This window comes from Candidatus Defluviibacterium haderslevense (genome assembly GCA_016712225.1).
Lineage (GTDB): Bacteria > Bacteroidota > Bacteroidia > Chitinophagales > Saprospiraceae > Vicinibacter > Vicinibacter haderslevensis.
On record JADJRL010000003.1, the window covers coordinates 1,102,877 to 1,125,993 of the forward strand.

Annotated in this window: 12 protein-coding genes; 10 read left to right on the plus strand and 2 right to left on the minus strand. The window is 32.5% G+C overall.

The window, feature by feature from the left end:
* Positions 1 to 118 precede the first annotated feature (118 nt).
* Entirely contained in the window at positions 119 to 4,522 is a 4,404-nt protein-coding gene (locus IPK88_04545) for a gliding motility-associated C-terminal domain-containing protein (GenBank protein ID MBK8242673.1), read from the minus strand.
* A gap of 198 nt (positions 4,523 to 4,720) precedes the next feature.
* On the opposite strand from IPK88_04545, the gene IPK88_04550 reads away from it, so the two are divergent.
* From IPK88_04550 to IPK88_04595, 10 genes are all read left to right on the plus strand, one after another.
* On the plus strand, positions 4,721 to 5,698 hold the full coding sequence (locus tag IPK88_04550; GenBank protein MBK8242674.1) for an NAD-dependent epimerase/dehydratase family protein: 978 nt from the start codon (positions 4,721 to 4,723) through the stop codon (positions 5,696 to 5,698).
* Between the two features lie 11 nt (positions 5,699 to 5,709).
* Positions 5,710 to 6,855, plus strand: coding sequence for a DegT/DnrJ/EryC1/StrS family aminotransferase (locus IPK88_04555; protein MBK8242675.1), 1,146 nt, complete (start codon positions 5,710 to 5,712; stop codon positions 6,853 to 6,855).
* A 12-nt stretch (positions 6,856 to 6,867) separates the two neighbouring features.
* Positions 6,868 to 8,757, plus strand: a complete 1,890-nt coding sequence (gene asnB / locus IPK88_04560; protein ID MBK8242676.1) for an asparagine synthase (glutamine-hydrolyzing) — start codon at positions 6,868 to 6,870, stop codon at positions 8,755 to 8,757.
* A complete protein-coding gene (locus tag IPK88_04565) occupies positions 8,757 to 9,269 on the plus strand; it encodes an acyltransferase (protein ID MBK8242677.1) in 513 nt (170 codons plus the stop codon). Before asnB ends, IPK88_04565 begins: the two co-directional genes overlap by 1 nt.
* A complete protein-coding gene (locus IPK88_04570) occupies positions 9,259 to 10,227 on the plus strand; it encodes a methyltransferase domain-containing protein (protein ID MBK8242678.1) in 969 nt (322 codons plus the stop codon). Before IPK88_04565 ends, IPK88_04570 begins: the two co-directional genes overlap by 11 nt.
* Positions 10,228 to 10,445: 218 nt before the next feature.
* Complete coding sequence (locus IPK88_04575; protein ID MBK8242679.1) at positions 10,446 to 11,528, plus strand: glycosyltransferase; 1,083 nt, start codon at positions 10,446 to 10,448, stop codon at positions 11,526 to 11,528.
* A 13-nt stretch (positions 11,529 to 11,541) separates the two neighbouring features.
* Positions 11,542 to 16,836 (plus strand): gliding motility-associated C-terminal domain-containing protein, encoded by a 5,295-nt coding sequence (locus tag IPK88_04580; protein MBK8242680.1) that lies wholly within the window; start codon positions 11,542 to 11,544, stop codon positions 16,834 to 16,836.
* Between the two features lie 126 nt (positions 16,837 to 16,962).
* The gene (locus tag IPK88_04585; protein ID MBK8242681.1) at positions 16,963 to 19,827 is read left to right on the plus strand and encodes a histidine kinase; all 2,865 of its coding nucleotides are present in this window, start codon (positions 16,963 to 16,965) and stop codon (positions 19,825 to 19,827) included.
* Positions 19,824 to 20,579, plus strand: coding sequence for a response regulator transcription factor (locus IPK88_04590; protein MBK8242682.1), 756 nt, complete (start codon positions 19,824 to 19,826; stop codon positions 20,577 to 20,579). Before IPK88_04585 ends, IPK88_04590 begins: the two co-directional genes overlap by 4 nt.
* Before the next feature lie 396 nt (positions 20,580 to 20,975).
* On the plus strand, positions 20,976 to 21,665 hold the full coding sequence (locus IPK88_04595; GenBank protein MBK8242683.1) for a fibrobacter succinogenes major paralogous domain-containing protein: 690 nt from the start codon (positions 20,976 to 20,978) through the stop codon (positions 21,663 to 21,665).
* A gap of 16 nt (positions 21,666 to 21,681) precedes the next feature.
* On the opposite strand, the gene IPK88_04600 is transcribed toward IPK88_04595, so the two are convergent.
* Positions 21,682 to 23,106 carry a TolC family protein gene (locus tag IPK88_04600; GenBank protein MBK8242684.1) on the minus strand — a complete coding sequence of 475 codons (1,425 nt, stop codon included), beginning with the start codon at positions 23,104 to 23,106 and terminating at the stop codon, positions 21,682 to 21,684.
* Between the last annotated feature and the right edge of the window lie 11 nt (positions 23,107 to 23,117).

Genomic DNA, 23,117 nt, shown 5'->3' on the forward strand with positions numbered 1-23,117 from the left:
TTTTATTTTTTTCTAAACCTATTTTCCTTTTTTTCTTCACTGATGGCAGTTACTGACGACTATTAAACTAATGACTTTCTTTTTTCTTCACTTGCGGATGTTGACTGACGACTAAATATTACTTACATAAAGTCACATCCCCTTTCAAAATATATTTTTTACCATTGAGAAATTCCAATTCAACCCAATACACAAATACTCCAGGATTGCATCCTTTCTGTCTGGAATATCCATTCCAACCTTGATTCGGAATATTAGGTGAGCTGTTTGTAGATTCAAATACCTGATCGCCCCAGCGATCATATATTTGAAATTTCTTTATCAATATATTATCTTTTGATGAAGTATGTACATAAAAATAATCGTTAATTAAATCTCCATTAGGTGAAAATACATTAGGCAACCACGCTTCGGGAGATTTAACCTTTACACGTATTCGAGAAGTAGATTCGCATCCATTGGTATCTATAACTGTAACTGAATATTCAGTATCCTCGAAAGTTGAAATTATAGGATTAGTACAATCTGTACAACTTAAACCTAAAGTAGGACTCCATGTAATGGTTCTAATCATATTTGGTGCTAGATTTACATTCAGTTGAACTTGTTGAGTTTCTCCTAATTCCAAAGTCAATTCCGGAGAGAGATCTGTAATTACAAATGGTAATTGTATAATGTCAAAAGATTTTGTAAATTCACATCCAACCGTATCTCGTACTAATAAACTATAATTTCCGGGTAATAATTGATCAAAAGATGATTTCTTAGTAAATGTTTTTCCATTGTCCAATGAGTAATTAAATGAACCATGACCCCCAATAATATTTATAATTTTTGTGGCACCAAATTCCTTTCCGCATTTAGGCGATTGAGTATTTAGGTTTAGATCAACTATTAACGAACTATCTTTTTTAACTTCAACTAATGATGAAGTCCTGCATCCATTTAGAGTATCTGTAACTAATATTGAATAAATTCCTGAATTTGAAGTTGTCCATAAAGATTGATTAGATACCATCTGACCACCTAAATTATTCCAACTTATAATTTGATTGGGTTTAATACCAATTACTTGAATTGTTGCTAACGAATGTTTACAATCTATGCTATCTGCTGTTGCAATAAACCGAGGCCGGATTGTATCAATGGCAACCGTTATAAATCCCTTGGTAATACATCCATTGAGCGCTTGAATGGATAATTCATATAAACCTGGAATTGTAGTTGTTTCAACTGCTTTATTGCTTTTAAATTGATTGGGTCCATTCCATAAATAACTTAGATTATTTGTCGAAGCCTTAATTTTAAGATCAGCTACTGGAAAATTACAATTAATGGTATCATTGAAGACTTCAAGTCTTGGAGCCAAAGTATCCATTCCAACATTTACACTAATCTGCTCTTTGCAGTGATTTAATCCAGTAGTAGTTAATTGATAAGTTCCGGGAAGTGAAGTTGTTAATTGAGCCTGATTATCATTTGTTCCGTTTGGTAATATCCATAAAAATTTAATTCCAGTATTACTTTTAGCTTGAAGTGTTATTATTTTCTTATTGCAAGTGATGGTATCTGTGTTAACCATTAAATTAGGCTTGATCGTATCCTGGACAATAAATACTCTTGATGTTTGCGTACAAAAATTGATTCCTGTCACAATAATATCGTAGAATCCTCCCAGTGAGATGGAAGCATCTTTATTTGTGGAAGTAAAATTATTAGGACCCGACCATAATTGATTAAGTATTGCATCATTGGTTGTATAACCCAAAATAATATTCGTTTTCAGACAATCCAAAGTATCAGGTATAAGATTAATTTTTGGTGTAAGCGTATCCTGAATAATGGTTACCGTTTGCTCTGAATAACATTTTTGAGGGGTTTGAATTCTTATTGTATATGTTCCTCCTGTATTAATCGTAATTCGATCCTGACTCGAAGTAAACCCATTCGGGCCTACCCATGAATACGATAAGGAATCAAAAGAAGATTGTGGTGTGAGTGTGATTTGTTTTTTAAGACAATTCAAAGTATCATTATTCAGCATTAAATCAGGTTTTCGAATATCCTGACTTATTGTTATCATGAATGAATCACTACATCCATTTGTATTTCTTGCATACAAAATATATTCACCAGCTGTTTTTATAAATGGATTGAGTACAGGTAATACATTCCCATTCGGACCTTTCCAGTATAAAGTTCCGTTATGATTAGAAATGGTAGCTTTTAATTGTATTGAATCTACGGCACAACTTAAAATGTCATTTTGGGAAGTTAAAACTGGTTTCTGAATATCTTGGATAATATTAACAGAGACATCTGAAATGCAATGATTTGGTTTTTCTACTTGTAGTGTGTATAATCCTGGAACATTGATTTGAGGATTTTTTAAAATGGAATTAAAATTACCAGGTCCTGACCATTTGAAATTTAACCGAGTGGTGTCTCCAAGTGGATATAAAATAACATTGGTTTTAGTGCAGGTTAATGTGTCTGAAGAAACGTTCAATTGCGCTTTAACGGTATCAACCAGTACTTTGACTTGAATGCTATCCGCACACCCGTTAGATGACCTTGCAACTAATGTGTAGGTCCCACCATCAGATGTGAGTAACTGTTTAGTTTGAAATATATTTCCACTTGGATTTTTCCATATAATATTTGCAGAAGAGTCTGACGTAAAACTTAACAAAGTAATTTGATTTTTCAGGCAATTTATAGTATCGTCATGAGATGTTATAATTGGTTTTTTAATATCTTGAAAGATTTCAATATTTTGTTTTGTAATACATCCATTTGTTCCTTCCAATTCAATTTGATAAGTACCAGCTTGTGTTATTTTGTAATGTTGAGAATCCAATTTAATAATAGCACCGGGTCCACTTAATCGAATCAGGTCTGTGTTGTTTTTCTGATTTAAGAACAATGTAGCTGTGTCTTTGAGACAATTCATGGTATCCACACTATAGCTATATTGCGGAGGTGTTTTGTCTAATTTAATTTGAAATGAATCTGTGCGAATACAACCCGATGGAGTTGTAGTAATCAAGTAATACGTTCCACTATCAGCCACGATCCAATCATCGCCTGTATTTGTTTTACCTTTCGGTCCTAGCCATTTGAAATTTGAATTTTTAATTGATGAATTTGCTTTAAGGATACTCGTATCTGATTTGCAATTGATATTCTGGTAATCAATTGTAACTTTTGGATTTTCTGAACGCTCCAAAACCTTTACGGAATCAATACCCTTACAGTTGTATTCATCGACAACGGTAATGATGTAAGTTCCCGCTTCTGTTACCACAGGATTTTGATCTTCGGATGAAAAACCCGTAGGTCCAGACCAAAAATAACGAACTTCGAAATTATTTGATTTGGCTTTGATTGTAGCAAAATCCTTTCCACATCCCAAGGTATCTGTAGTACTTGCAGTAACTTTTGGCGGTGTAATATTACCTAAAACTTCGACAGTTACCGATTCACAGCAATTTGGTAATGGTGCACATACAGTCAATGTATACATACCAGGTCCTTCAATTTTTGCTTGATTGGTTTTTCCTCCTGATACTATTTTTCCGGGATTTGAGGTCCATTGATAAGTCCATCCGGGACCAGATGATGACGCAGAACCATCAAGGGTAATGACTGGTCGATCACAGTTAACAATCTCTGGAATATCTATACTCGCAACAATATCAATTACATCTACTTCAACTGTATCACGTACTTCACATATTTTTTTCAAGCTGATATCATCGACGGCAAAATCATTTCCACCTGTTGCGGTATTCAGATTCACAATACAGATTTCAATGGATGTATTTGCACCAACATTGAATGTTGTAGTGAAATTTTGCCAATTACAAACAGCTCCTGAAGCATTAAAAACATTTCCTATAGGGTCACCATTCATTGAGAATTGTAAGATGGGAGGTGCTGCACTTACTACTGCCGTAATCCAAGCCGACAAAGTATAATCCATATCAGGCATAACATTAATGGTTTGGCACCAGACATTTTGAAGATTAGCGGCGCCATTAAGGACCATCATATTCCCTGAACCAGAAGTGTGATCTCCACAAGGAGCAAATCCGGTATGACCAAATTGGGGATTGGTGATTACATCATAAGTTCCCTCACAATCCAAATAACCTGCTCCATAGCAAGACATGTTTCCGACCATATAGTCGGTATAAAAACCAACATTTCCGGCACTAAAGTCCCCATTATTGATTAATTCGGTATTATCATTTCCTCGAGCGACCAAAATGTAGGTTTCAGGTCCAAATACGGTTACTTTAGGGTTTAAAATTTTTGGATTACTGAGATTGGTAGGTGGTTCCCAATAATACTCAAATGGGTTTCCCGTTATTTTACCTTTAAAAAAATCCATATCTCCCTTTCTGCAAACGAGTATATCGGGTCCTGCATCAACTTTAAAATTGCATTGTGCCATTAGGCTTGGCATGCTGATTATAGCCATAAATAGCAATCCCAATAAATTCGATTTTACATTCATATAAATACAGATCAGTCGGTAAATATAGGTTAATTGTTTGAATTTTGAATCCCGTATTTTAGATTGATGGTTTAAGTATAATTCTAATATTTAATTTATTGATTATCTAATTTTTAACTCACAATTTGTGGATCAAACATATATACTTTATTGTGATATAATAAAACTTCATATCTTTGGTTTTCAATAACGGAATCCATGGAGTTAGAACAAGCTAAAATACTCGTCATTGGCGGTGCTGGATTTATAGGAAGTTTTGTAGTGACAGAATTACTAAAACATCCGGTAAATGAAGTTGTGGTTTATGATAATTTGGCACGTGGTAAGAAGGCTTATTTAACAGAAGCTTTGAAAGATCCACGATGCTCTTTCTATCCTGTAGGCGGCGACATACGTGAGGTTGATATACTCAATGATGCCATGAAAGGCAAAGATTATGTGATATGTCTGGCGGCTATGTGGTTGTTACACTGTAAAGACTATCCACGCACAGCGTTTGATGTAAATATTGCGGGTACTTTCAATGTCCTGGAAGCATGTGTTAAAAATAATATCAAAAAACTCATCTGGTCATCATCAGCTTCTGTCTACGGAGATGCGGTAGAGTTACCGATGACTGAAGACCATCCTTTCAATAATAAGAATTTCTATGGCGCTACCAAGATAGCCGGAGAAGCTATGGCAACAGCCTTCCATGATCGATATGGACTTCAAGTTATTGGACTTCGGTATATGAATGTTTACGGCCCTCACCAAGACCAGACTGCGGCTTATACGGGTGTAATTCCTATTATGCTCAATAAGATCGATGCCAATGAACAACCCGTTATCAATGGGGATGGGAGTCAGGCATATGATTTTATTTATGTAGAGGATGTAGCACGATTTAATGTCTTGGCTTTAAAAAGTGACATCGCTCATGGATTCTATAACGTAGGAACAGAAGTTCAGACGAGTATAAAGACCTTATGTGATCTCATTCTGGAACTTAAACAGTCTGATCTTAAAGTCATCTATAAACCATATAGCGCCGATGATGCTAGAGCTTTAGTTCAGAATCGAATTGGTTCGAATAAGAAGGCAAAAACCGAACTTGGTTTTGAATTCAAATATAACTTAAGAGAAGGGTTAAATAAATTAATTCAGTGGCGAAATGCTAATGGAGCTGACCAATAATACAATACCGCATGCTAGATAATAAAAAATATATCCAAATTTCCCAACCCTCCATGGGGCAAGATGAATGGGAAGCCTGCAAGGGTCCGATTTTTTCAGGATGGATGACTCAGGGACCAAGAGTAGCAGAATTTGAAAAAATGTTTGCAGATATTCATCAAGTTAAACATGCCATTGCTGTTTCTAATTGTACTACAGCATTGCATATTGCTGTTGTCGCTTGTGGAGTAGGTCCAGGCGATGAAGTAATAGTTCCTGCATTTACCTGGGTTTCTACCGCCAATGTGGTAGAATATTGTGGTGCTACACCAATCTTTGTAGATATAGACTTAAGAACTTTCAATCTCGATCCACTACAGTTAGCCGCTAAAATTACCCCAAAAACCAAAGCCATTATTCCTGTACATTTATTTGGATTATGTGCAGATATTGATGCTATAAAAAACATTGCTGGTAATATTCCTATTATTGAAGATGGAGCCTGTGCTGCAGGAGCTATTTACAAAGGTAGATTTGCAGGCGGTTTAGGTGACATTGCTTGTTTTTCATTTCATCCTAGAAAATCTGTAACCACGGGTGAAGGAGGAATGTTAACAACTCATGATGATGCCATCGCAGCGCATATGAATTGTCTTAGAAATCATGGCGCTTCATTGTCTGAAGAACAAAGACATAAAGGACCAAAACCATACATTTTACCAGAATTTGATATGGTGGGTTATAATTATCGAATGACTGATCTTCAGGGAGCGGTAGGTGTAGTCCAACTAAAAAAATTAAAAACATTTATTGATTATAGACATCAATGGGCACAATTTTATACCAGAGAATTAGAACAACTCCCTTGGTTGAAAACGCCTTTCATTCCAGAAAATTATACTCATGGATGGCAGTCTTATGTCACATACATTGACGAAAGTAAATCACCACGTAGTAGAAATGATTTGATGGAATATTTACAACAGCACGGTATTGCAACGAGACCAGGCACACATGCGGTTCATATGCTCTCATTTTATAAAAATAAATATGGAATTAAAGCCGATGATTATCCTAATGCTATGAGAGCAGACCAACATTCTATGTCAATACCTTTACATAATCTAATGACTGCTGAAGATTTTCAATATGTAGTTGACATCATAAAGTCCGCCTAATACAGTTTTAAAATGTGCGGTATAACAGGAATATTCAATTTGGATCAAAAGGAAGTATCTAGAACTATCCTTAATAAAATGGTTCAAAGCCTGGTACACCGTGGTCCTGATGGAGAAGGTATATATTGTAATCAGAATATAGGATTAGGGCACAGAAGACTTTCTATATTGGATGTGAGTAATAAAGGTGCACAGCCCATGTATTCACATAACAAAGAGTGGATCGTTGTTTTCAATGGATGTATTTACAATTTTCAATCCTTAAAAAACGAATTGCTGACCCTTGGACATACCTTTATTTCTACAACAGATACTGAAGTGATTTCAGAAGGATTAGCAGAATGGGGACCTAAGTGTTTCGAACGATTTGACGGGATGTTTGCTATTGCTGCATGGAATACTAAGACGCAAGAATTGATTATTTCACGGGATCGATTTGGTGTAAAACCCTTGTATTATTATTTTGATGGTCGTCTCTTTTTATTTGCATCAGAAATCAAAGCTATACTTGAACATCCCAATTATTCCATAAAAATTAATACTGCTGCGTTAAATGAGTATTTTAGTTTTCAGAATTTATTTCGATTTCATACTTTGTTTGATGGCATTTATATGTTGCCCGCAGCAAATACGATCAGCATCTCTAAAGATACTAGATCATTACGTCATCAGGTTTGGTGGGATTATAACTTTAGTGAAGTAGATAATACCATTACTTTTCAAGATGCAAAAGAAGAAACCAAACGTCTAATGCAAGAAGCCGTAAAGCGACAAATGGTTTCTGATGTTCCGGTAGGTTCCTATTTATCTGGAGGTATGGATTCCGGATCCATTACAGCATTAGCCAGCAAGCACGTACCCCGTTTGTCAACATTTACCTGTGGATTTGATATGAGTAGTGTGACCGGTGTAGAAGTAAATTATGATGAGCGCAGAGATGCGGAGTTAATGGCCAATTTTTTTAAGACAGAACATTATGAACAAGTCATTAATGCCGGCGATTTATCTTGGTCACTTCCTAGAGTGGTATGGCATTTGGAGGACCTGAGAGTGGGGATGAGTTATCCCAATTATTACATTAGTCGGCTGGCCTCTAAATTTGTAAAAGTTTGTCTACAAGGAACAGGTGGTGATGAATTATATGGTGGATATCCCTGGAGATATTACCGAGTTTTTCAATCGTTAAATCAACAAGATTATTTCGATCAATATTATGGCTTCTGGCAAAGATTGGTTCCAGATCAAGACAAATCCAGATTATTTCAACCGGCTACATTTGGAACTATCGATGTACGTGAACCTAGAACTGCGTTTGAGAATGTATTCAAATTTAATGAAGGCCTTCAATATGATACCCCCGAACATCACATCCAAAATAGTCTATATTTTGAAATTAAAACTTTTCTACCTGGTCTACTTCTCGTGGGTGATAAATTATCAATGGCTAATGGTCTGGAAGAAAGATTCCCGTTTCTAGATAATGATTTAGTTAATTTTGCACAGAAGATTCCAGTTAGGCATAAATTGGCCAATTTGGAAAATATGAAAAGCCTGGATGAAGATAGTGCGGGTAATAAAAAGAAACAATATCAGGAATATAGTGATGGTAAAAATGTTTTACGTAAAGCATTAGAAGAATTTATTCCTGAGAAAATATTGAATAGACCAAAACAGGGATTTTCAGCGCCTGATGAAAGTTGGTACCGTGGAGAGAATGCAGCCTATGTAAAAGAATTGTTGTTAAATAAGAAAACAATGAGCTCTGAGTTCATTAATCCTGAGTACATGTCTCACATTATTTCTGAACATATAGATCATCGAATTAACCATCGGCTATTGATCTGGAGTTTTTTAAATTTTGAATATTGGTGTAGAATTTTTTTAAAAGGTGAACGAATATAATGTTGATTAATAGATTATTGAACAGACTTTTTAGATTGAAACGTGAGGCTATAAAGCAAAAGTACAATCGTGTTCTACCTTTCAATGAGTTAATGACAGATAGATGGGAAAAAGCGAGTTATCTTCAATTTGGTAAAGGAACTAGTGTCTATGATTCTGCAATGATTTATGGTGATGTAACCGTTGGAGAAAACACCTGGATTGGACCATTTACTATTTTAGATGGAAGCGGAACATTAAAAATTGGTTCAAATTGTTCAATTTCTGCAGGTGTACATATTTATACTCATGACACGGTTCAATGGGCTATAAGCGGTGGCAAAGAGAAGTATGAATATGGAGAAGTTATTATTGGGAACAATTGTTATATAGCACCTAATGTGGTCATTGCAAGAGGTGTTCATATTGGAGACGGATGTATTATCGGTGCCAATAGTTTTATTAATAAATCATTTGCTGCAGGAAAGAAAATAGCAGGAAACCCTGGTAAAGAAATTGAGGATGGAAAATAAAAGCGCATTATTACAAAACTTTTTTGATCGGGAAATTATCATTGAAGATAATTTTATTTCATTCAAGGATGAACATCTAGCTATAGCGTACAATCAGAATCAAACCAAAGACATATTCTCAGACAAATGGGATTCGACCAGTAAAATGGAACATGTTGACAAACTTTATGAAACTCAATATAAATGGTTCTTAAGCTTATATGGATTCGAAACAGAAGAAAATCTCAAATCCTATTTAAAAAACAAAAGATTCATCATTGATACAGGATGCGGATTAGGATATAAATCATCATGGTTTAGTAAACTAGCACCTCATGCCATTGTGATTGGTATAGATATTTCTGATTCATGTAAAATCGCTGCAGAAAATTTCAAAGACATTCCCAATTTATTTTTTCTACAGGCAAACATTGCAGAAACTGGATTAAAATTTGGAGCAAGTGATTTCGTAGTTTGTGATCAGGTCATCATGCATACCGAGAATCCTGCCTTGACGTTCAAACATCTTGCGGAAATTACATCCATTGATGGTGAATTCGCTTGTTACTTTTATCGAAAAAAAGCCTTGCCAAGAGAACTTATCGATGATTATTTTAGAACCCAAACACACAACATCCCAAATGACAAAATGTGGGAATTCTCAGAGCAACTTACAGAGTTGGGAAAACGATTATCTGAATTAAATGTTAGTTTTGAATCACCTGATATTCCATTGTTAGGAATTAAAGGTGGTGAGTATGATATACAGCGTTTTATTTATTGGAATTTTCTGAAATGTTATTGGAATGAAGAATGGGGATTTGATCTATCTAAAATAACCAATTTCGATTGGTATGCTCCAAGTAATGCACAGCGTTTTAGTAAAGAAGAAGTAACGAATTTGGTATCTTCCAATAATATGAAGATCCATTTTTGGCATGAAGAAGAAGCTTGTTACAGCGGTAGATTTGGCAAATAGAAATGGACTTATTAGTGTATTTTATTTTAAAAAATCAATTAATCGATCCCTAATGAAAGATTTGTTATTGGTTTCAATCAAATAAAAAAAATAAAAATTATTATTGATGTCAATATTTAGTGACATGTATGAAATCTATTTCAAAAATATTCATAAATTTATTAATGGGATAATTTTCCTTCCATCGGTCACATTTAATTAGAAATAAAATAATTTCATTGGACAAACCCATTAAAATTCTTTACGCTCCATATAATATTGCTTCTATGCCAGCGATTACCATCGATGAGCTCAATGCATCACAGGATATAATCGCACGCGGAGTTTGCATAGACTATAATCAGTATATCTCCTTTGGTATTGATCCTAAAAAAAATTGGAAAATATTCAAAGTTGATTCTAATATTAGGAAACCTTTCTTATATTTAATCAATTTATTTTTGGCAGAATTTTATTTGATAAAACATATCATCTGGGCAGATGCCATCATATGGCAGTGGGACATCAAAATGTATATGCCGCATTTTTGGCTCATTAAATTATTAAAGAAACCCATACTGGTAGAATGGTTAGGCAGTGATATTAGGGTTCCAGAATTTGTAATTAAACATAATCCGTATTATAAGAAAGCCTTAGAGAATGGTACATACACTTATACCAGAGAAAGCCTCAACCGAAGCAATAAAATACAAAATAAATTCAAAAAACTAAATGCAACGCCTATACTTTGTCCTGAAATGAGCTTGTACTTAAATCTTAATATATTTGAGACCTTCGAGCCTATATTTCAACGAATTGATATTAATAAATTTAATATCCGATATCCAGATGCCAACAAATCAATTCCAATAATCTGTCATACACCAAGTGCCACAGGGGCAAAAGGAACAATAGAAGTTCGCAAAATTATGGACAGATTAAAGTTAAATTATTCATTTGAATATGTAGAAATTACAAATAAATCTCATGCAGAAGCTATTCAAGCAATAGAACAATGTGATATCTACCTGGACCAATTTATCCTTGGTGCTTATGGTATGGCCGCATGCGAAGCGATGTCTATGGGAAAGCCCGTTTTTTGTTACATCATGCAACCTGTATTAGATCTTTTACCAACTGACTGTCCAATCTTATATAAAGGATTAAATGAATTGGAAGAAGATTTAATTGAGTATATTAATAATTCATTAATGAGAAATAAGACAGGAAAGCTGTCCAGAGAATATATGGAAAAATATCATAATGTTAAAATAATAAGCTCAAAATTAACTACAATATTGGAAGAATTGGTAGCTTTGTAATGAAGCACCCTACATGAAAAAAGTTATCCATATTTTAATATTATTTATTTTTATAATAGATATATTATTTTGTCAAAAACAGGGAAACTTTTGGTTCTTTTCACAAAATGCTGGAATCAACTTTAATACATCTCCACCTACTTCAATAAGTTCAAGTGCTATCAACACTTCAGATAATTCTTCATCCATTTCAGACAATAATGGTAAGCTCTTATTTTATTCTGATGGTTTAACAGTTTATAACAAAAATAATCTGATAATGCCCAACGGAACAAATCTATCAGGAAGTAAATCCGGTGGACAAGCCACTTTGATTGTTCCAATACCACAAAGTAATAAGTTTGTAGTATTTTCAGTGCCTGACTTAGGAAATAAGCCACTTTACTATTCAATTGTAAATATGAACTTGAATAATCAAAATGGAGATGTTGAATTAAAAAATCAAAAATTATTTGAAAATTCTACTGAAAAAATTGCAGGAATTTATAATTGTACGGAAGATTATTACTGGGTGATAGCCCACAAATATGAAACAGATTCTTTTTTTGTTTATAAAATAGATAAGAATGGAATATATTTGAATCCCATTATTTCTAAAGTTGGCAAAGTACATACTGGAGGACCAAATAATGCTGTGAATAATTCTGCAGGACAATTGAGTTTATCAAAAGATGGTAGTCGCATCGCATCTGCACTTTACAATAGTGGTGAAATAGAATTATTTGATTTTGATATTTTTTCAGGCAAAGTTTCGAATCCTAAATGGATACCAAATTATTCTAGAGCATGGGGTGTAGAATTCTCTCAAGATGGATCGAAACTATATCTTTCTCAATGGACTCAAACCAATATTACACAATTTGATTTAACAAGTAATAATATAAATTCAATTACAAGAAGTGCTCAAACAATTGGATATTGTTCAGGATCTGGAGGGTATTACTCAGGTTACCTACAAAGAGGACCAGATGATAAAATTTATATTGCACAATGGAATTCTAAATATTTAAGTGTTATTAATAACCCAAATTTAACAGGTTCTTTATGTGATTTTTCAGCAAATAGTTTTAATTTAAGTAGTGGAGTTTCTAAGGCTGGATTATGCCGTTGTGTATTCCCAGACAACTTTATCATGGGTTATCCAGATTGCTGCAAAAAAGTCATTCATCTTATTGATACTGTATCATGCGATAAAATAATTTTGAACGGTAAAACTATCACTACATCAGGAAACTATACTGATACGATTAGAATAAACAGTTGTGACAGTATAAATAATTACGTAATTAATATTCTTAATAAACCAATCTTCTCACTTGGAAATGATACAGTTATTTGTGAAAATGAAGTTTTTAATTTGAAATCTTCTTCTAACCAAACTAAATGGAGTAATGGCTCTATTGGGAAAGAATTAATAGTAGAGAAACCAGGAATTTTTTGGGGAGAGCTAACTAATGCTTGCGGAACAACTCGAGATTCTGTAATTGTTGCATTTAAAAATTGCCTTCCTTGTACTATTGAATGCAAGAATATTGGATGGGCCAAATGGAATATGATTACAAACAGTACCTATATTGGAACCACAATGAATGGTTCAGCTACTTTAGTTGGAGATATTCATATTGGGTTAATATATCCTTTCTTAACTGACATTGATATTTTCGATCCGCCATATTTTCCTAAAAAGGTCATAGGTGTACCTACACTTTGGATGCCGGGCAACTTAGCATTTCAGACATTGACCCATCGTGTTATTTTAGATAAAATAACTGATAAAAAAGAATTACTGTTTTTAGTTGGTGATTTTCCGAATCAACAAGCTTTTAGTACTCCTCAAATAGGAAAAATGCGTGTTTATGATCGATCAAATAATCTTTTAGATATTTCTAACCTTTGTCTCTTGTTAGAAGACTATGGGCCAGATGATGATCCCATAAAAATTACGAACCTTGGAACAGAGATACAATTTGATGTTAATGGCCCGAGAACTGCTTTTCATGGAGGAAATTTGATTTATACAAATTTTCCAGACAGCTCCTATTTTATAGAGGTAGAGCATCAGAATTCAAGAAGTTCTCCGGATGATGGGGTTTACATTAATATTGGTTATCCCGATTGCTGTAAAACCGTCACGAAACTTATTGATACCATTTCATGTGAAAAAATAATCCTGAATGGAAAAACAATCACAACATCAGGTAGCTATTCTGATACAATTAGGATTAACAATTGTGACAGCATAAATAATTATGTAATTACAATTCTAAATAAACCTATCTTCTCACTTGGAAATGATACAGTTATTTGTGAAGGCGAAAATTTTATTTTAAAATCCCCTTCTGATTTGACTAATTGGAGTAATGGTTCTTTTGGAAAGGAATTTGTAGTTGACAAACCAGGAATTTATTGGGGAGAGCTCACTAATTCTTGCGGCACTTCTCGAGATTCAGTAATTGTTGCATTTAAAAATTGCCTTCCTTGTACTCTTGATTGTAAGAATATTGGATGGGCTTTGTGGAATATGAGTACCAACAGTACCTATATTGGAAGCACATTGAAAGGTTCAGCTACTTTAGTTGGGGATATTCATATTGGACTCATTCATCCTTTTTTAACAGATATTGATATTTTCAATCCGCTATATTTTCCTAAAAAAGTTATAGGTGTACCTACACTATGGATGCCGGGCAACTTAGCATTTCAGACATTGACCCATCAAGTTATTTTAGATAAAATAACCGATAAAAAAGAATTACTGTTTTTAGTTGGTGATTTTCCGAATCAGCGAGCATTCAGTACTCCTCAAATTGGAAAAATGCGCGTTTACGATCGATCAAATAATCTTTTAGATATTTCTAACCTTTGTCTCTTGTTAGAAGACTATGGGCCAAATGATGATCCCATAAAAATAACAAACCTTGGAACAGAGATACTATTTGATGTTAATGGCCCAAGAACTACTTTTCATGGGGGAAATTTGATCTATACAAATTTTCCAGACAGCTCCTATTTTATAGAGATAGAGCATCATAATTCAAGAAGTTCTCCGGATGATGGGGTTTATATTAATATTGGTTATCCTGATTGTTGTAAAGGAGTCATAAATCTTATTGATACCGTTTCATGTGAAAAAATAGTCCTAAATGGAAAAACAATCACAACATCAGGTAGCTATTCTGATACGATTAGGGTTAACAATTGTGACAGCATAAATAATTATGTAATTACAATTCTTAATAAACCAATCTTCTCACTTGGAAATGATACAGTTATTTGTGAAGGCGAAACTTTTATTTTAAAATCCTCTTCTGATCTGACTAAATGGAGTAATGGTTCTTTTGGAAAAGAAGTAGTAGTTGACAGACCAGGAATTTTTTGGGGAGAAATAAGTACTATTTGCGGCGTTATTAGAGATTCTGTAACTATAATGTATAGAGCATTACCTATGTTAGAATTAGGTCCTGATCGTCAAATATGTCCATCTGATGTGGATACGATTTGGACAAATGATCCAAACACGATTTGGCATGATGGATCAACAGATTCATTTTTTATTATAAATAAAGAAGGTATAATTAAAGCTACTATATTAGATTTCTGTGGTAATCTGAGTGATAGTTTGGTAGTTAGCTTTTATAATAATTCATTATTAATGCTTCCAGAAGATACTTTAATTTGTGAAGGAGATTCAATAGTTTTGAGTTCAACAAGTGATTCTACAATCTGGAGTACCGGAACCAAAGGAAAAAATATTGTTGTTAAAAAATCAGGACTATATTGGGGAGAAATTAAAAACATATGTGGTATATCTCGGGATTCCATTAATATATCGTATACATCAAAACCTATTTTAGAATTAGGTCCTGATTTCCAAATATGTCCTAATCATGTAGATACCATTTGGTCAAATAATCCGAATACAATTTGGCATGATGGTTCTATTGGTTCATTTTTTATCATTAAGCAAGAAGGTCTCATAAAGGCTAAATTATCTAATTTTTGTGGTGAAATTAACGACAGTACTTTCGTAAGCTATTATCCAAGTATTAGGGTGAAATTACCTCAGGACACACTGCTTTGTGAAGGTGATCTTATTACATTAACAAGTACTTCTCCAACAACCCAATGGAGTACCGGTGTTATTGGTAATAGCATAATTGTTTCCACATCTGGTTTATATTGGGCTGAGATTAATAATACTTGCGATCTAAGTCGAGATTCAATTCATATTTATTTCCAGAATAAACCAAATTTAGAACTTGGTAAAGATATTAAAATATGCCCTAACGAAAGCGATACCATTTGGTCAAATGACCCCAATACATTATGGCATGATGGTTCGGTAGGACCCTATTTCATCGCAAAAAAAGAAGGCACTATAATAGCCTATTTATCAAATTTTTGTGGAGATGTTAGCGATTCAATTAAAGTGAGCTATTATCCTAATTCTAAGGTTGATTTAGGACCTGATACAACCATTTGTGAGGGAACAATACTAACTTTAAATTCAGGTTCCAGTAGTTCGGTTTGGTTCGATAATACATCGGGATCATCACATCAAATTACTAAAGCAGGAATCTATTGGGTTAGCATTGTTTCTCTGTGTGGATTAATATCAGATACGATTCAAATTAAAGAGATGAAAGTTTATGAAAAACCCTATTTGCCGAACGATACATTTGTATGTGAAGGAATAAATATTAATCTTTCCATTCCCATTATTGACGAATTATGGAATAAGCAATTTCACAATAATATAGATATCAATAAACCTGGAACATATTGGTATGAGTTTAAAGATAATTGTAATAATCTTTTAGACACAATAGAAGTTTTTTATGATTCTATTCCAAATGAATTTCCTTCAGAGCATTTGATTTTTTGTGGACAAGATGAATTTAATTTTTCTACTGGAGACCCAAGAACAGAATGGTCCAATGGAACTATTGGTTCAGGAATTAACATTAATAAATCAGGTATCTATTCCTTTATAATTTCAAACAGTTGTGGGATCTTTTTGGATTCCATTTCATTGGAATTTATTGAGGATAATGGGCTCTATCTTCCTAATGTATTTTCACCTAATGGCGATCAAGTGAATGATGTATTTCCAGGAATTCAATTTACTGAAGACTTTGATATAGAAATTTACGATCGTTGGGGATCACGACTTTTTGAATCAAGTAATAAACATTGGAATGGAACTTTTAAATCACAAGATGTACCACCTGGAGTTTATGCTTATATAATAAGAAGCAAAGCTTGTAAACACAAAATTAAATATGGAAATATTACTTTGGTTAGGTAACAGTGTTTTAAGATACAATAAATGGCCTAATATATCCTTAATTATGTTGACTGTTAATTTGCTCTCAATGAATTCATTCAATAATTTCAATATTAAATTGAATTAAATCTACAAATACTAAAATTTATGCTAAGTATTAAGTTAATATATTTTAATCATAAAAATATATTAATATTTATATTGTTTATCCAGTTTAATCTTATCAGTAAAATATGTGGTCAAGAAAATTTCAATATCAATTACGAAAACCCAGACTACTCTTTAAGTACAAAAGATGGATTGCTATCTAATAAAGTATATGGCGTAATACAAGATAAACTTGGATTTCTTTATTTTTTCACTGATAAAGGCATAAGTAAATATGATGGTCATAAATTCAGAAATTTTACAGCAAAAGATGGACTTCCAAATCAAGATGTCTGGCTATTATCTTTAGATTCAGAAAATAGACTTTGGATTCATACACATGAGAATACGTTAACTTATTTGAAGGATGATCATGTTCATACAGTTAAAAAATTTGATCGAAACCTTAATATCAGGCATGTTGAGGAATGTGAAAATGGTGAATTAATATTTCATGGAGTTATTTCAGATTTTAAATTAACACCAAATGGAAATAATTTCACATATGAAAAAATGTCTAAAAATACATCTGATTACCACATTGATCAAAAAACGAAAGTATATCTCTATCAATTTGATAAAGAAACAGTTTGTCTAACTGAATTTGCAGATTCATTGTATATTTTAGATTCAGATTCTCAAAGATTCAATCCATATATACTAAAGAATGATTCTAAATGGTATAGCCCTCAATGCATGGGTGACAAAATTTATTGCAGCTCTACCAAAGGTCTTTTAATTTTTGAAAAATCAAAATTAGTATATAACTTTAATATAAATTCTAAAATTGATTTAAATAGAAGTTTGTTGGATAATTCAAATAACTATTGGACTTGCACTAAATCTAATGGAATTCAACAATATATTATAAAACTACCAGTTAAAAAAAGTATCAATTTAGAACCCGGAGAGAATATTATTTACTCATTTCAATTGAATAATGATATTTTGATACTCACCAATACTGGGTACTTCCGAGTTTATTCAACCACAACAAAAAAAATAGAACAGAGCATTTATACTAAATCTGGAGTAAAAATATACTCCTGGTTTGATAATTATTTGTGCATTCAATCAAATGTAAATAATAATTATATAGTATACAAGAATAATAATTATGTTCTAAATAAAAAATTTCACAATTTGGATGATTTTGATAAGGGGAACTTTACATATGCATTACCATTAGAAACAAATTTTTTAAATAAAGACAGTATAATTGGTATAACACATTTTAATTATGCGGCTATCTATTATACACAAAATTCTGAAGTAAAAGTTAACAAATTTCATATTGACTCTTTTAGACTCAAATTCATTACTATAGATTCCAATAATATTTATTTATTTACTAAAGAAACACTTTACCATTTTAATAGGGAGTTTAAATTAATAAATACAATAAATTTAAAAATTAAAGACAAATTATTAACATCGAATGCTGCAATAATATATTCAAAGCCTAAGTCCCTAATAATAGCAACTGAAAGTTTCGGGTTATATATCATGAATCAAGATTCTCAATTTATAAAAATCAATGGTACTGAAAATCTTAAAGTTCGCTCACTATCTCCCTTTGGTGAAAAAATAATTGCTCACTCAAATAATGGTATTTATATAATTTCATATGATGGTAATGAATTCAATATAGAAAAGTCCATTACTAATGAACAGGGCATTGTTCCAGAGTCTATTATAAATGTACATTCAAATGGAAGTGAACTTATCATTGTTACACAAGATGCGATCCATTACATAAACCCAGATAGCATACCCTTCAAGACCTATAATCTGAGGATTACTGAAATTTACCAAGGAAATAATATTAAATCCGAAGATTTCCTTAAATCACTTCCACATGACTTCAAACCCATAAGCATTAGTCTATCTCTTTTGGACTTCCAAATCAGTAAAGATGTGGCCTATCAATATAATTTAAACGACAATGAATGGCAGACTCTGGCAGTTAATACTTTGGATTTATCCGATCTTGCGTCCGGTTCTTATAACTTAAATCTCCGTGCGATAAATAAATACAGCAATAAATTGTTAGATTCTAAAATACTTAAATTAAATGTTCTTAGGCCTTGGTGGAAAACATGGCAATTTATTTTATTGATTAATGCATTTCTCATATCAAGTATTATTTGGGGTTATAGAAAATGGTTAAATCGTAGGAATGAAATTAAAATCAATATTCGCAACCTTGAGATCGGATTAAGGGAATATAAAATGAAGGCCTTGGAATCTCAAATGAATCCACATTTTGTTTATAATTCTTTAGCTTCCATTCAGTACTTTATCCAAGAAAATAAAAATGAGGAAGCTGAACATTTCTTAACAGAATTCGGGATTTTAATTAGATCATTTTTAACTGCATCCAGAAGTAGCCAGATCAATCTCAAAATAGAATTAGAATTACTACAGAAATTTATTAACTTGGAACAGATTAGATTTAGCAAGCGTTTTACTTCTGAAATAATAATTGATCCAAAACTCAATCTTACAAAAATTTTTATTCCACCTCTTTTATTGCAACCATTTGTTGAGAATGCTATCCAACACGGATTGTTTCATCGACTAGAAGGTGGACAATTGAAATTAAATTTCGAGGCTTCAAATCGTGATTTAATAGTAACCATTTCAGACAATGGAATCGGAACTGAAAAAAGTAAATCACTGAAAAAATTTAGCTTGAGTAATACAACCTCAGATGCCATGGAAATATTTTTAGAGAAATTGGAAATAATGAACAAACTAAAACCAAATAGTTTAGAATATTCTATTTCAAATTTAGATGACACGGAGCCTTATTATGTTGGAACTAAAATTGTAATTATTTTCAAAAATATTATTGTGTCATGAAGAAATTAAGATGCTATTTAGTAGATGATGAAGAAATGGTGTTAAAAGCATTAAAAAATATTATCAATCGTCAATTTGAATCATTAGAAATCGTTGGAATGGCAACATCTGTTGCGGAAGCAGAGAAAGGCATTAGATTAACAAACCCAGATGTCGTATTTCTGGATATTGTTATGCCTGTTGAATCAGGATTTGAACTGATCAAAAGGTTTGAGGTTATAAATTTTGAAATTGTATTTATCACAAGTCATGCTGAATATGCAATACAGGCATTTCAGAATTTAGCATTAGCTTATCTTCTTAAACCTGTAAGTATTTCAGAATTTAAAAAAATGCTTATCACCTTACATGAACGAATTGAATTAAAAGAAAAGAGTCGACTATATGAGGCTCTTATAGATAATATAAATTCAAAAAATGAAATAGATCAAAAAATTGCAGTTTTTGTAAATAACCAATTTTTGTTCATTCGTATTGGTGATATCATTCGAATTGAAGGATGGAATAGATATTCCAAAATTATAGTCAATAACAATAAATCTTATTTGAGTTCTTATAATATTGGAAAATATTCTAAATTATTATTGAAGCATCAATTTTTTTTAAGTCACCGATCACATTTAATAAATTTAAATTATGTAGAGTCCTTAAAATCTGAATTTGAAATTATCATGACCGACAAATCTATAGCATTACTTTCAACCAGGAGAAAGCCTGAATTTTTAGATTTTTTAAAAGTAAATAATATTTAAAAGATTGATTTTATATTTCAATAAATATTATTTTTATATCTAATTTTCACAGCTAATGGATTTTCAAGTCTTAATTAATCACTTCAAAAAATGATTGGCAAAAAACAAAAACCTAAGGAATTTCAACAAAAATACTAGAGTTTGCAATATTGTCTTCTTGTTTGATATAAAACTTGATATATAACTTTTAAACTATGATAATAAAAAAGAGAATCCATATGAGATAATGGATAATCATAATTTTGATCAAAAATTGCTTTTTTAGCAAATTATTTTATACTTTTGTTATTGTGCTGTATAATCTGTTTTATTCAAATACATTGTTTTGAATAGCAATTTTTTCAAAATACTTTACACCACATTTTTTTATAGAGTAAACAACCTAATTAAATTAATATGAAAATTTCAATTTTAAGAATCACTTACCTCATTTCTTGTTTTGCCTTATTTATTTCTTGCCATGAAGAAAATACAGTAGAAACCACTCTTACGGATAACTCAGGAAATAAATATGATCTGATAAAAATAGGTAATCAAACATGGATAGCTAGTGATTTTATTGGTACTAAATATAGTAATGGAGATCCCATCCCCAATTTAAAAGATTGTTCAAGTTGGACCAATACGGTTAATGGGGCATATTGCTATTATAATAATGATTCCATTAATACACATACTTATGGCTTAAATTATAATTATTACACAGTAACTGATCCTAGAGGTTTAGCGCCAGCAGGTTTTCATGTGGCTACACTTGAAGACTGGCAAGAATTGATTGATTTTCTCGGAGGTCTCTCTATGGCCGGCGGAAAAATGAAAGATGTAAATAATACCTCTTGGAATCAACCCAATGTAGGAGCAACAAATGAAGCAAAATTTAATATAAAAGGAGGAGGATATAGAGATAGAAATTGTGTATTCGGTGTATTAAAATTAGAAGTTGGGTACTGGGCTGATACTCGAAATAGCATCGTGAACCCAGCTTATGTTCATTTATATGCCAACAGCGAAAAACTTACAATAGATATTACCAATCCCGGTCAACAGGGAAGTGGGGAGCATATTCGGTTGATTAAAAATAAATAACTGGTTACAACAATACCTACAATTTCAACTCCTTTCCAGCATAGAAGTCCAACACCTTGCGTTTAAATAATAAATCGTACTTAGCAATAATCAAATTTAATGAGGCACTTTGAAGTGCATTCTGCGCCAGATTGAGCTCGAGTGTACTTGAAGATCCTATTTCGAATTTACGCTGGGTATTGTTTCTGGATAAAGTTGCGAATTCCACTGTCCTGCCTGCAGCCTCATATTCCTTTACCGCAGCTTTAACATTTGCTAACGATTGCGCAATTTGTTGACTTAAGTTCTCTTTTTGAACCTGATAAAAGATATCTGATTGTTCGGTTTGAATTTTACTTCTCTGAACCGCTGCATTTACTTTAAAGTTGTTGTAGATTGGAATCTGAATTGAAAGTCCTATGCCGTATCCAAGAAATTGATCGAACTGTTTTCCAAATGGAATGACTTCGGTCCCACTCACTTCTGGATATAATTGTTCAAAAACTACCGATTTACCATCGATTTTTGTACCAGGATATACCTGATTCGTTAATGTATAACCCGTAATTTGTTTTGCGGCATCGGAATAACGCGAGCCTAAATATCCATTGGCTAAAATACTTGGCTTATATTGTCCTTTTGCTATCTTTTCATTAAATTTTGCTGCTTCCCATTTAAGATATGCCGCTTTAATTCCATGTTGCTCTTTCTCAGCATGGCTGAATAAATGTTCAAAGGTGTACGATTCCTGTTCAATATCTCTCAATTGATCATCCGTCAATTTTTCAAGCACTAAATTATATGAAGGATCTAACCGAAGTGTTTGCTTTAATTGCAACCAAGACAAATCTAATCCATTTTCAGCTCCCACTACAGTTTGTTCAGCTTTTGCTAATTGGGATTTTAAATCCAATAAATCACCTTCTGGCTTAGATCCGGCTTTAATTAATTTTGTTGTTTGATCCAATTGTTGTTTCACCGATTCAAAATTTTGTTTGGAAATTTCCAATCGCTCTTGTGACAGAAGCACTGTCAAAAAATCATTTGCTACTTTAAGTGATATATCATTCACACTTTGTTGATAATCCTCTTTACTGGCTTCAACTTGCTTGCTATTAAATTTTATAGTATTATTGATTAATCCACCTTGATAAATAGGAACATTAGTTGATAAACTATAATTACCTGAAAAAATATTCTCAGTTATAAATGAATTAGTTGTCGGATCAATATTTCTTCCAAAACTAACACCCGGATTTATTCCAGCATTTAAATTAGGTAATCTGCCGAACTTGCTTTCTTTTAAATTGATGGCAGCACTTTTCACCGATAATTCACTTTGCTTCAAACTCAGGTTATGTTCTACTGCATGCTGTATACATTTTTTTAGTGACCAGGTTTCTTGGCCACAAAGAGAATGACCTATAATCCATAAAACACAAAAAGTAATTTTTATCTTCATCGCTCCAACTT